The organism is Caloramator sp. Dgby_cultured_2 (genome assembly GCF_028872215.1).
GTDB classification, from domain to species: domain Bacteria; phylum Bacillota; class Clostridia; order Clostridiales; family Caloramatoraceae; genus Caloramator; species Caloramator australicus.
Map to the genome: position 1 here is coordinate 796,055 of NZ_CP118396.1, position 12,701 is coordinate 808,755.

Annotated in this window: 13 protein-coding genes, 7 pseudogenes and 1 riboswitch; all 20 genes and pseudogenes read left to right on the plus strand. The window is 32.8% G+C overall.

The genetic code is table 11. The features are described 5' to 3' along the window. Positions 1-60: 60 nt before the first annotated feature. A complete protein-coding gene (locus PWK10_RS05290) occupies positions 61-207 on the plus strand; it encodes a hypothetical protein (RefSeq protein WP_274767615.1) in 147 nt (48 codons plus the stop codon). Positions 208-311: 104 nt separating this feature from the next. After that, positions 312-569 (plus strand): GNAT family N-acetyltransferase, encoded by a 258-nt coding sequence (locus PWK10_RS05295; protein WP_274768122.1) that lies wholly within the window; start codon positions 312-314, stop codon positions 567-569. Beyond that, positions 570-1,210: pseudogene (locus PWK10_RS05300) on the plus strand (lactate utilization protein). A 55-nt stretch (positions 1,211-1,265) separates the two neighbouring features. Continuing rightward, a riboswitch (cyclic di-AMP (ydaO/yuaA leader) is annotated at positions 1,266-1,398 on the plus strand. 17 nt (positions 1,399-1,415) lie between these two features. Then, positions 1,416-1,882: pseudogene (locus PWK10_RS05305) on the plus strand (C40 family peptidase). Positions 1,883-2,163: 281 nt separating this feature from the next. Then, positions 2,164-2,550: a hypothetical protein gene (locus PWK10_RS05310; RefSeq protein ID WP_274767616.1), complete on the plus strand. Its 387-nt coding sequence runs from the start codon at positions 2,164-2,166 to the stop codon at positions 2,548-2,550. 75 nt (positions 2,551-2,625) lie between these two features. Further along, complete coding sequence (gene nuoE, locus PWK10_RS05315; protein WP_008907576.1) at positions 2,626-3,123, plus strand: NADH-quinone oxidoreductase subunit NuoE; 498 nt, start codon at positions 2,626-2,628, stop codon at positions 3,121-3,123. Positions 3,124-3,134: 11 nt separating this feature from the next. Further along, positions 3,135-3,590, plus strand: a complete 456-nt coding sequence (locus PWK10_RS05320; RefSeq protein WP_008907577.1) for an ATP-binding protein — start codon at positions 3,135-3,137, stop codon at positions 3,588-3,590. 90 nt (positions 3,591-3,680) lie between these two features. Further along, entirely contained in the window at positions 3,681-4,082 is a 402-nt protein-coding gene (locus tag PWK10_RS05325; protein ID WP_008907578.1) for a (2Fe-2S) ferredoxin domain-containing protein, read from the plus strand. A 14-nt stretch (positions 4,083-4,096) separates the two neighbouring features. After that, positions 4,097-5,889, plus strand: a pseudogene (nuoF, locus tag PWK10_RS05330) (NADH-quinone oxidoreductase subunit NuoF). 17 nt (positions 5,890-5,906) lie between these two features. Beyond that, complete coding sequence (locus tag PWK10_RS05335; RefSeq protein ID WP_274767617.1) at positions 5,907-7,640, plus strand: NADH-dependent [FeFe] hydrogenase, group A6; 1,734 nt, start codon at positions 5,907-5,909, stop codon at positions 7,638-7,640. Positions 7,641-7,784: 144 nt separating this feature from the next. Continuing rightward, positions 7,785-7,922 carry a hypothetical protein gene (locus PWK10_RS05340; RefSeq protein ID WP_274767618.1) on the plus strand — a complete coding sequence of 46 codons (138 nt, stop codon included), beginning with the start codon at positions 7,785-7,787 and terminating at the stop codon, positions 7,920-7,922. Positions 7,923-7,942: 20 nt separating this feature from the next. Next, complete coding sequence (locus tag PWK10_RS19495; RefSeq protein ID WP_446715297.1) at positions 7,943-8,047, plus strand: DUF4321 domain-containing protein; 105 nt, start codon at positions 7,943-7,945, stop codon at positions 8,045-8,047. Between the two features lie 8 nt (positions 8,048-8,055). Beyond that, positions 8,056-8,591: pseudogene (locus PWK10_RS05345) on the plus strand (nucleoside triphosphate pyrophosphatase). A 51-nt stretch (positions 8,592-8,642) separates the two neighbouring features. After that, a pseudogene (radC, locus tag PWK10_RS05350) lies at positions 8,643-9,322 on the plus strand (RadC family protein). A 16-nt stretch (positions 9,323-9,338) separates the two neighbouring features. Further along, positions 9,339-10,372: pseudogene (locus tag PWK10_RS05355) on the plus strand (rod shape-determining protein). A 14-nt stretch (positions 10,373-10,386) separates the two neighbouring features. Then, a complete protein-coding gene (locus tag PWK10_RS05360) occupies positions 10,387-10,620 on the plus strand; it encodes a hypothetical protein (RefSeq protein ID WP_274767619.1) in 234 nt (77 codons plus the stop codon). Beyond that, positions 10,581-11,219 (plus strand): rod shape-determining protein MreC, encoded by a 639-nt coding sequence (mreC, locus tag PWK10_RS05365; RefSeq protein WP_274768123.1) that lies wholly within the window; start codon positions 10,581-10,583, stop codon positions 11,217-11,219. Before PWK10_RS05360 ends, mreC begins: the two co-directional genes overlap by 40 nt. Positions 11,220-11,233: 14 nt before the next feature. Then, entirely contained in the window at positions 11,234-11,524 is a 291-nt protein-coding gene (mreD, locus tag PWK10_RS05370; RefSeq protein ID WP_274767620.1) for a rod shape-determining protein MreD, read from the plus strand. A gap of 294 nt (positions 11,525-11,818) precedes the next feature. Continuing rightward, entirely contained in the window at positions 11,819-12,181 is a 363-nt protein-coding gene (locus tag PWK10_RS05375) for a hypothetical protein (protein WP_274767621.1), read from the plus strand. Positions 12,182-12,411: 230 nt separating this feature from the next. Continuing rightward, positions 12,412-12,690, plus strand: a pseudogene (locus tag PWK10_RS05380) (hypothetical protein); the annotation flags it as partial. Between the last annotated feature and the right edge of the window lie 11 nt (positions 12,691-12,701).

Below are 12,701 nucleotides of genomic sequence, written 5' to 3' on the forward strand. Positions count from 1 at the left end.
AGGATTTTACACATTTGTGTTGAATATAAATAAATAGTAAATATTTAAGTAGGTGATAGGTTGTTACATATAAATATTTCCCACAAAAACATTGTTATTAAAAATGTTTCATTAGATTCCTTAAGGGATATTGTAGAATGCATTAATTCTGATGAAAGTAATCTAGAAGCTATTGGAATTAATAAAAAATTGATTTGGGATTTATAAAAGAAAGGTATATGGAAAGCCTTGTAAATCCTTTAGAATTTTTGCGGAATATATCAAGATTTTAAAATGGTGGGAATAATTAAAGGAAGAGTAGAAAAAAATCTATTCACGAGGCGTGGTTTATGACCTTTATTTTAAAATATGAATTAAGAAATAAAGGGTTAGGAACTTATATCCTTGATTTAGTAGAAGATTATTTAAAAACTATGTATAGTATACAAAGGTTTTGCGTAGTTGTGTCAGAGGAAAACAAAGGCAGTAAAAATTTTTGGCTTAAAAATGGTTATACCATCGAAAGAATATCAAACTATTTTAAATTAAAAGATAGACCAGTTAATATATTGGTAAAGGGGGCAAAATAAATGAATCAAAATGTAAATTGGTATCTGGAAAAGAAATTAGAAAGAGTAAAACAATCACTTGAAAAAAATAATTATGAAGTTTTTATTGCTGAAAACATGGAAGATGTAAAGAAACTATTAAAGAATATTATTGAAGAAAAGAGCACTGTATCCTTTGGAGGTTCAATGACTCTAATTGATGGAGGAATAATAGAATATCTTAGAAAATGTAATATAACACTGCTAGATAGATATAAAGAAGGCTTAACTTCTGATGATATTGCGGAAATTTATAGAAAATCGTTTTTGCTGATTATTACATAACAAGTTCAAATGCTATTACTGAGGAAGGATATCTTGTAAATTTAGATGGTAACGGCAATAGAGTTGCGGCAATGATATATGGTCCTAAAAAAGTTATTGTTATTGCTGGAATAAATAAAATTGTTAGGGATCTTAATGAAGCATACACAAGAGTTAGAAATTATGCATCTCCAATAAATGCAAAAAGACTTTCAAGAAAAACGCCATGTGTTGAGAAAGGGATATGTTTAGATTGCAATTCACCAGAGAGAATTTGCAATCACTATGTAGTAACTTATAGACAAAACGTAAAGGGAAGAGGAATTGTTATATTAGTAAAACAGGAATTAGGATTTTAATAATTAAATTTTTTAACATATATTGAACAAATTTTACGCATATTGATATAATAGTTAAGAGATAATGCCGAATCCCAAATGGGTACGGAGGAACCATATTTTGGGGTGAATCTGATATGTATTATCAGTAGGGAATTCCTTCTTCCCGAACCCGTCAGCTAACTCCGGAGGCATAGGAAGGAGTAGAATAATGAAAAGGAAAAGAATGTTTTTACCAACAATTTTACTTTTAACTATTTGTTTATTTAATTTTAAAGTCAATGCTAATATTAATGATGCGAGGAATAATCGACAAGCAATATCAAGGGGGCCACAGCTGGTTAGTTATGCTAAAAGATTTTTAGGGATAAGATATAAGTGGTCTGGACAATCACCTTCAGGTTTTGACTGTTCAGGTTTCACATCTTATGTTTTTAAGTCCTTTGGGATAGAGTTGCCCCACAGCTCTTATGGACAGCTTACGTCAGGACAAAAATTTCAAAATCACAATTGTTGCCGGGGGATTTAGTGTTTTTTCAAACATCCAAAAGAGGAATATCGCATGTTGGCATTTACATAGGAAATGGTAAGTTTATTCATGCATCGTCTGGTAAAGGATACGTTACAATAACAAGCTTAAGTGAACCCTATTATTCAAAAAGATATAGAGGTGCAGTCAGAGTATTAAGATAGAGCAATGCTCTATCTATTTTTCTGTATTAAATTAGGGGTTGAGGGTATGAGATATATTAGAGTCCAATTGGAAGAAAAAATGATTTTAAGAAAAATATCATAATAATGTTTCTGACTATTTTTATATTTTCAACAATTTTTGCATTTATGATAGATCAAAAAATTATGTTTACTTCTAAAAGCGTTGAAAATCAAGATGATATTAAAATAGATGTAAATCAAAGGGTGACATTTTATTTAGTCCAATTAGGATATTTTAATGAAAAAAGAATGCCGAAAATTTGGTTAGAGAATTGAATGCTAAAAATGTAATGGCAACTTATGTAAATATTAATGGAAAATATCATGTTATTTCATGGATTGACTATATAAAAGATGATATAAAAATTTATGAAAACTATTTGATTAATTTGAATTTATCATATATAATAAAAAATGTCGAATTATCAATTAATAATAAGGAATATGTAGAATTAACAAAAGCTGTTATTAAACAAATAAGCTTATTGAAGGGGAAAATACAACAAGAACAATTATCAATTGATAATATCATTAATACAAATGATGAGAGAATTAAAAAATTTTATGATGAATATCTTTTGTTTTTAAAAAATACAAAAAAGGTGATATTAACTCGTGTTTACGTAATTTGGCTAATGAGATTATAATATTAAAAAATTTTCATTAGTCCAAATTTCATAATAAAGCATGTTAGTAAAATATCAAACAAGGGGAGTGAAATTATGAATCAACAAAATTGCTGCTGTTGTGGTGGAAATCAAGTAGACGAAAGATTAGAAAAGGCAAAAGAAGTTATCCAAAAATACAAGGATGTTAAAGGTGGCCTAATACCAGTATTACATCAAATTCAAAACATTTATGGTTATCTTCCTGAAGATGTATTAAAGATTGTATCACAGGAGTTAAATGTTCCAATGTCAGAAATTTATGGAGTAGCTTCCTTTTATTCATATTTCTCACTTGAACCAAAGGGTGAACATATAATTAGAGTATGCCTTGGAACAGCTTGCTATGTTAAAGGTGCACAAGGTCTTATTGATAGATTATCTAAGGAGCTTGGAATTGAAGTGGGGAAAACAACTGCCGATGGAAAGTTTACATTAGAAGCTACAAGATGTCTTGGTGCATGCGGTCTTGCTCCAGTTATGGTAATTGGAGAAAAAGTATATGGTAGATTAACCCCAGAAGATATTCCAAACATCTTAAAGGAGTATAAATAAGAGGAGATTTTATGAGGGAAATTTCTCTTCATATTATGGATATAGTAGAAAATTCGATTAATGCGGATGCTACGTTGATTGAAATAGAAATAAAGGAAAATATAAATGATAATCTTCTCACAGTTAAAATAAAGGACAATGGCAAAGGGATACCTAAAGATATGTTACAATCTATTACTGATCCTTTTGTAACTTCAAGGACAACAAGAAAAGTTGGCTTAGGATTGTCTTTGTTTGAGGCAACATGCAGGGCTTGTAATGGGTTTTTAAAGGTTTCTTCAGAGGTAAGTAAAGGAACAGAAGTTGTTGCTGTAATGCAGCACGATCACATTGATAGGCCTCCGATGGGTAGAATTGAAGAAACGATTGTATCCTGCTTGTTGAATCCTAAAATAGATTTTGTTTATACACATAATATTAACGGTAAATTATTTTCAATTGATACGAGAGAAATAAAAAAATTTTAGGCTTTGATGACTTAAATCACCCAGAAGTTTTGATGTGGATAAAGGAATATATCAAAGATAATTTAAAAGAAATAGGTGGAGGTGCCTAGTATGAAAACATTGAAGGAATTAGAGGAAATAAGACAAAGGACCCTTGATAGAGTAAACCAAAGGAAGGACAGAACAACAACAAGAATAGTAGTTGGAATGGCAACCTGCGGAATAGCAGCAGGAGCAAGACCAGTTCTTCTTGCTATTATGGAAGAGGTTGAAAAGCTTGGATTAACAGATGTTACAGTTGCTCAAACAGGATGTATAGGTCTTTGTAAGGTAGAGCCCATTGTTGAAGTGTTTAAACCTGGCGAAGAAAAGGTAACTTATGTAAAGATGGATGCGGAAAAGGCAAGAAGAATAGTAAGGGAACACGTAAAGGAAGGCAAGGTAGTAGAGGAATATACACTACATGTAGTTCAAGGTAAGATACTTAACGATTTTAAGGCAGAAAATGAATGATTGGAGGGAAAGCTATGGCATTTTATCGTTCTCAGGTATTAATCTGTGGTGGGACAGGCTGCACATCATCAGGTTCAATGGATTTAAAGGAAAAGTTTCATGAAGAAGTAAAGAAAAATGGAATAGAAAATGAAATAGAAATAATAAGAACTGGATGTTTCGGACTTTGTGAATTAGGTCCAGTAGTAATAGTATACCCAGAGGGAGCATTCTACAGCAGAGTAACAGTTGAGGATGTAGAAGAGATAGTAAAGGAACATCTTGTTAAGGGTAGAGTTGTAACAAGGCTTCTATACACAGAATCAGTAGACGAAGGAAGAATAAAGTCATTAAACGAAGTAGATTTTTATAAGAAACAATACAGAATAGCCTTAAGAAACTGCGGTGTAATTGACCCAGAAAACATAGATGAATATATAGCTTTTGATGGATACAAAGCCCTCGCAAAGGTATTGACAGAAATGACACCACAGGAAGTTATAGAAGTAGTTAAAAGTCAGGCTTAAGAGGAAGAGGAGGCGGAGGCTTCCCAACAGGACTTAAGTGGGAGTTTACGGCAAAGTCACAGGGCGATCAAAAATATGTAATATGCAACGCTGATGAAGGGGACCCAGGTGCCTTTATGGATAGATCTGTTCTTGAGGGGGACCCACACTCAGTATTAGAAGCGATGGCAATAGCAGGATATGCTATAGGAGCAAATCAAGGATACATTTATGTAAGAGCGGAGTATCCAATAGCAGTGCAAAGACTTGAAGTTGCAATAAAGCAGGCAAGGGAATATGGAGTTTTAGGCAAGAACATTTTTGGGACAGGCTTTGATTTTGACATAGAGGTAAGACTTGGAGCAGGAGCCTTTGTATGCGGTGAAGAGACAGCCTTAATGAACTCAATAGAAGGAAAAAGAGGAATGCCAAGACCAAAACCACCATTCCCAGCACAGTCAGGACTTTGGGGCAAACCAACAGTAATAAACAATGTTGAGACCTATGCAAATATTCCACCTATCATTTTAAATGGAGCAGAATGGTTTGCATCAATAGGAACGGAAAAGAGCAAAGGAACAAAGGTATTTGCCCTTGGTGGAAAGATAAGAAACACAGGGCTTGTAGAAGTTCCAATGGGAATAACTTTAAGAGAAATAATATATGAAATAGGTGGAGGAATACCAAACGGAAAGAAGTTTAAGGCAGTTCAAACAGGAGGACCATCAGGAGGATGTATTCCTGCAGAACATTTAGATACTCCAATTGATTATGATACATTAACAGCTTTAGGTTCAATGATGGGATCAGGCGGTATGATTGTAATGGACGAAGACAACTGTATGGTAGACGTTGCAAGATTCTATCTTGAATTTACACAAGATGAATCATGTGGAAAGTGCACTCCATGTAGAATTGGAACAAAGAGATTATTAGAAATACTTGAAAAGATAACAGAAGGAAAAGGAACAGAAGAGGATCTTGCAAAATTAGAAGAACTATCTATTCAGATAAAGAATACAGCGCTTTGTGGACTTGGGCAGACGGCACCAAACCCAGTATTATCAACTTTAAAATACTTTAGACATGAATATGAAGCACATGTAAAGGAAAAGAGATGTCCAGCAGGAGTATGTAAGTCACTTATGAAGTATGAAATAGTAGCAGAAAAATGTAAGGGCTGCAGCATCTGTGCAAGAAACTGTCCAGCAAATGCAATAAGTGGAAAAGTTAAGGAACCATTTGTAATAGACCAAGATAAGTGTGTAAAATGCGGCGTATGTATGGAAAAATGTCCATTCAAGGCAATCGTGAAAAAGTAATTTAAGGGGTGAAGACGATGGAATTAGTTAAATTAACTATAGATGGCTTTGAAGTTGAAGTTCCAAAGGGAACAACTGTTCTTGAAGCTGCAAGAAAGATTGGAATTGAAATACCTACACTTTGCTATTTAAAGGATGTTAATAAGTTTGGAGCTTGTAGAGTATGTGTTGTTGAAGTTGGTCCAAGGCTTCTTGCTTCATGCACACTAGAGGCTGAAAATGGCATGGTTGTTAAAACAAATACTCAAAAGGTTAGAGAGGCAAGAAAGGCAGTTGTTGAATTGATCCTTTCAAATCATAAGAGAGAATGCACAACTTGTATAAGAAGTGAAAACTGTGAACTTCAGAAAGTATCAAAGGAGCTAAATATAAGGGATTTAAGATTTGAAGGAGAAAAGACTCATGAAGATATAGGCAGTGCTTCAGCTTCAGTTGTCAGAGATCCTGAAAAGTGCATACTTTGTGGTAGATGTATTGCAACTTGTAGCGAAGTTCAGACAGTCTATGCTATTAACTTTGCAAGAAGAGGATTTAAAACAAAGGTTTCGCCTGCCTTCAATAAATCGTTAGCTGATACTGTTTGTATAAATTGCGGACAATGTATAATGGCATGTCCTGTCGGTGCATTGCATGAAAAGGAAAATATAAAAGAAGTATGGAAGGCAATTTCTAATCCAGAAAAATTCGTTGTAGTTCAAACTGCGCCAGCTGTTAGAGTTGCTCTAGGTGAAGAATTTGGCATGCCAATTGGAACAAGAGTAACTGGTAAGATGGTGGCAGCTTTAAGAAGATTAGGCTTTGATAAGGTTTTTGATACAGATTTTGGAGCTGACATTACTATTATGGAAGAAGGAACTGAGCTATTAAATAGATTAAATAAAGGTGAAAAGTTACCACTTATGACATCCTGCTGTCCAGGATGGGTAAAGTTTGTTGAACATTATTACCCTGAAATGACGGAAAATCTTTCAACCTGCAAGTCGCCAAGTGAAATGGAAGGAGCTTTAATTAAGACTTATTTCGCTGAAAAGATGGGAATCGATCCAAAGAATATAGTGGCTGTTTCCATAATGCCCTGTGTAGGTAAAAAATTTGAAGGACAAAGAGAAGAATTGTCCCATAACGGCTTACAAGATGTAGACTATGTATTAACAACAAGAGAATTAGCACAAATGATAAAGGAAGCAGGTATTGACTTTGTAAACCTTCCTGATGAAGAATTTGATAATCCATTTGGAGAATCAACTGGTGCCGGTGTAATTTTTGGGGCTACTGGAGGAGTTACAGAAGCTGCACTAAGAACTATATATGAAATAGTTACTGGAAAGGAACTTGAAAATATCGAAATTACAGCAGTAAGAGGAGTAGAAGGAATTAAAGAAGCTGAAATTGAATTAAATGGAAAGGTAGTTAAGGCAGCAATTGCACATGGACTTGCTAATGCAAGAAGAGTATTGGAAATGGTAAAAAGTGGAGAAAAGCATTATGACTTTATAGAAGTAATGGCTTGTCCAGGTGGATGTGTAACAGGTGGCGGTCAGCCTATAGTTGATGCAAAAACAAGGGAAAGAGTTGATGTAAGAGTAGAAAGAGCAAAGGCTATATACGAAGAAGATAGGCACTTACCAATCAGAAAATCCCATAAGAATCCATATGTAATAAGACTTTACGAAGAGTTTTTAGGTGAGCCAAATAGCCATAAGAGCCATGAATTGTTGCATACACACTATGTAAAAAGAGAAAAGTATTAATTTAATATAAAGCGTGCAAGATGCCTTGCACGCTTTATTGATACTTGTTTTTATTCATAATTAATGCTAAACTATAAAGGAGAATTTGATAAGTATGTTTAAAAATTAATAAAATGTTTAAAAATTATTAAAGGGGTAGTCAATATGGGTAAGTATAATTATAGGGGAATAGGTTATCTAATAATACTGCTTTTAATATTTGGCCTTGCAGGGACAATGCTTGGAGAGATAATTGGTTCATCCCTTAATCAACTTTCTATTTTACAAAAAGTTATTTCTTAGGGCTTAATAAACCAATATTTTTGGATTTAAAGATATTTACATTGACCTTTGCTTTATCTTTTAAAGTTAATATACTTACTATTGTAGGAATGATTTTAGGCTTTTTCCTTTATAAAAAAATGTAGGTGATGATATGAAAAGAATCCTTCTTGCTTCATCATCCCCAAGAAGAATTGAATTGCTTCGTAAATTTAATATAGATTTTGATATTGTCCCTTCAAGTTATGAAGAAAAACTTTTCGACACAGATCCTATTTCATTAGCTATAGATATGGCAAAGGGTAAAGCTCTCGACGTTGCCAAAAACTTAATAAAGATTTTATAATAATTTCAGCTGATACCATTGTTACTAAGGATGGCAAAGTTTTTGGAAAGCCTAAAGATGAAGAAGATGCAATTAAAATGTTAAAGGTATTAAGTGGCAGCACCCATGAAGTTGTAACAGCTATTTGTGTATACGATTTAGGTAAGGAAATTTTAAAATGCGACTTTGAAAAAACAGAAGTGGTTTTTAAGGAATTAACAGAACAAGAGATTTTGGATTATATAAATACAAAAGAACCCTTTGATAAAGCAGGGGCATATGCCATTCAAGGTATTGGTAGCTTGTTTGTCAAGTCAATAAATGGATGTTTTTTAACGTTGTTGGTTTACCAATATTTAAACTAGATCAACTTTTAAGGGAAGTGGGGGTTAATTTGTTAAAAGGGAGTGTTTCTTTTGAGTAATTTTAGAATCAGGGATATCCCCCACGATGAAAGGCCAAGGGAAAGACTTATAAAATTTGGTCCAGAATCTTTATCAAATGCTGAACTTTTGGCAATATTGTTAAGAACAGGGACAAAGGATTTTAGTGCAATAAATTTAGCACAAAACATAATTTCAAAAAATGGTCTTGACTTTTTATCTAATTGCACTATTGAAGAATTAAGTAGTATTAAGGGCGTAGGCTTAGCAAAGGCTGCACAAATCAAAGCTGCCATTGAATTAGGTAAAAGGCTAAGAGGCTTGAGAAATTCAAATAAAATCAAAATTACTTCTCCTAAGGATGTATTTAACTTAATAGGAGAAGACATGAGGTATTTAAAAAGGAATTTTTAAGAGTTATTTTTCTAAACACTAAAAATATTGTTATTGATATAAAGGACATTTCAATAGGAAGTCTTAATTCTTCTATAGTTCATCCCCGCGAGGTGTTTAGTGAGGCTATAAGAAGGAGCAGTTCTTCCATAATAATATGTCATAATCATCCATCAGGTGATCCTGAGCCAAGCATGGAGGATATAAATATAACTAAGAGGTTATTCGAAGTTGGCAAATTAGTTGGTATAGAACTGCTTGATCATATTATTATTGGAGATGGCTGCTATATTAGTTTAAAGGAAAAAAATTTATTCTAGGAAAGGAGTATATGACATGGCATTATTTGGATTTTCAAAGGATATGGGTATCGATTTAGGAACAGCAAACACATTGATATATGTAAAAGGAAAGGGTATTATATTAAGGGAGCCTTCAGTAGTTGCTATTAGAAACGACAATTCAAGACAAGTATTAGCAGTTGGCGATGAAGCAAAAGAAATGATAGGAAGAACACCTGGAAATATTGTGGCAATTAGACCATTAAAGGATGGGGTTATTGCAGATTTTGACGTTACACAGACAATGCTAAAAAGTTTATACAAAAGGTTACTAATGGAGGTGCCTTTGTAAGACCAAGAATTGTTGTTTGCTATCCATCAGGTGTAACAGAAGTTGAAAAAAGGGCAATAGAAGAAGCAACAAAACAAGCAGGTGCAAGGGAAGTTCATTTATTAGAGGAACCTATGGCAGCAGCAATTGGTGCAGGACTACCTGTAAATGAACCTACGGGAAGTATGGTTGTAGATATTGGTGGAGGAACAACAGAGGTTGCTGTTATTTCATTGGATGGCATTGTAACAAGTAAATCTCTAAGAATTGCTGGAGATGAACTTGACCAGTCAATTGTTAATTATATAAAGAAGGAATATAATTTAATGATTGGAGAAAGAACAGCCGAACAAATAAAGATTCAAATTGGTTCAGCCTTCCCAGAAGATGAAGAAATGACTATGGATATAAAGGGAAGAGACTTAGTTTCAGGTTTACCAAAGGTTATAAAGATTACTTCATCAGAAATAAGAGAGGCAATAAAGGAGCCTGTTACAGCAATAGTTGATGCTATAAAATTTACATTAGAAAAAACTCCACCCGAACTTGCAGCTGATATTATGGATAAAGGAATTATGCTAACAGGTGGCGGAGCCTTATTAAGAGGACTTGATAAATTGATTAACAGTGAAACACATATTCCGGTTCATGTTGCTGAAAATCCATTAGATTGCGTGGCCATAGGAGCTGGTAAGGCATTAGAATATATCGATAAACTTTCTGGAACTAGAGGATTTGGACTTTCCAAATCTAAATAGAAAGAGGGATAATTATGGACTTTTTAAAGAACAAGCTACTTACAATAGTGCTTGTTCTTTGTCTTGCATTTACGATATTTATAGGAATAACCGCTGGTAATAAAGGAAATACTGGCATAGTTCAAAATATATTAACAACGGGGTTTAGACCCCTTCAGAAAACTTTATATGTAGCAGGGCAAAGAATAAGTAATATTTTTCAGTTTGTATCCTCTCTTGCCAGTTTAAAAAAGAAAACGATGAGTTAAAAAAGGAAGTAGAGGAGCTAAGGCTTAAATTAGTAGACTTTGAAAAGTTTAAAAAGGAAAATGAAGAGCTTAACAAGCTACTTAATTTTAAAAATTCCAATAGAAATATTAAATTATTAGGAGCGAATGTTGTAGCAAAAGTTGGTGGGGAATGGTTTGATATTTTATTGATTGATGTAGGAAGTAACGATGGTGTGAAAAAGGGGCAATATGTTATTGCGGGAAACGGTTTTGTTGGGCAAGTAATAGAAGTTAATCCAAATAATTCCAAGGTAATGACTATTTTGGATGAAATGGCTAATATTCCTGCTAAAGTTTCTTCTACAGAGGATATTGGTCTTCTTACAGGTATAAAATCAATCAACAAAGACAAACAATGCAAAATCAGTATGCTTCCCTATGATACTAAGGCAAAGGAAGGAGATTTAGTTGTAACTACCAATATTATTTCTGAAGGAGATAGTATCATCCAAGACAATATTTTAATAGGGAAAATAACATCAATTGAAGAGGAAAAGCCAAGTCTTACAAAAGTTGCCTATATAAAACCAGAAGTAGATTTTAAAAAATTAGAAAAAGTTATGGTTATTATTAAGTAGGGGAGAAGAATAAAGTGAAAAGAGTTTTAACTTTTATTTTAATTTCAATTTTTATTTTAATAATGCAGCAATCCTTTTTATCAGGGCTAAAAATAAACTTTTTGGCCCTTGATGCTACTCTAGCTTTTATCGCATGCTCATCTTTGCTATTAGATGAGGTTGAATCCTTTATTGTTGCATTAGTAACAGGACTAATTGTTGATAGCTTTTCACCCTATGTTTTTGGAGTTAATTCGATTATATATATATCTATATCGTATTTGTTTACATTAGTCCAAAAAAGATTTATAAAGAAAGAACATTAATACTAATATTATTAAACGTCTTGGCGGTTATATTGAAATATTTGATTATATTTGGAAGTTATTATATTGTATCAATAAAAATTGACTTTATAAAAATAATTAAAGACGTGGTTCCTTTTGAAATGTTTTCTAATATAATTTTTGCCATTTTTCTCTTTAACTTTTTAAAAAAGGTAGTTAATATTGCTTTTTTACAAAAAGAATGGAAGTTTTAGAATAGGGTGATAATATGAAAAAAATGAAGCAGCAAGAATTGCTGCCTTTAAATTTATTGTTTATTTTGTCTTCATTACATTGATATCAAGAGTTTTCTATCTGCAAGTCGTTAACGGCGAATATTATAGAACACTTGCAGAAGAAAAGGGAAGAAAGTTTATAAATGAAATTGCACCAAGGGGAGAGATTTTAGATCGAAATGGCAATAAACTTGCAACGAATGTTCAAAGTTTTAATATAACTTATAATAACGTCAAGTCAAAGGCAGATAATGATGAAATTAATAAGGTTTTATTAGATACGATTAGATTAATAATTAAAAATGGTGACGAACAAAAGATAAATACACCAAATTTTCCTATAGTTTATGAAAATGGTATCTTTAAATTTGACTTTGGCTCATCAGAGAAGGAAATAAATAAAAAGAGAAATAAAATTTAAAGAATTTTACAAACTTGATGATGGTTTAAATGCAAAGGAAAGCTTTATTGAATTAGCAAATAAGTTTGGCCTGTTAGATTCATATAACAATAATAAATTTATCTTTAAATATAATATGACAATTGACGAAGCTTTGAAGTTAATTGCCTTTAGGCATTCGATTCAAGAGTCGATATTTTCACAATACAGGGCAATATATGTTGCAAAAACGTTAGCAAAAAACAGCCCTTGCTGTTGAATATAAAAGAAACAATTTGCCAGGGATTTTTACAGAAATATCACCAATAAGAAAATATCCATATGGTGAAGTTGGTTCAGCCTTTTTAGGATATCTAGGTAAAATTAGTGAGGAGGAAAAGGACTACTATTCAAGCTTAGGCTATGATATAAGCAGGGAATTGATAGGAAAGCAGGGACTTGAAAAAGCATTAGAAAATAATAAGGAGTTAAATATAGCACTAAGGGGAGAGCCAGGAGGTATTGAAGTTGATGTAGATAAATTTGGAAGGATACTGCATGA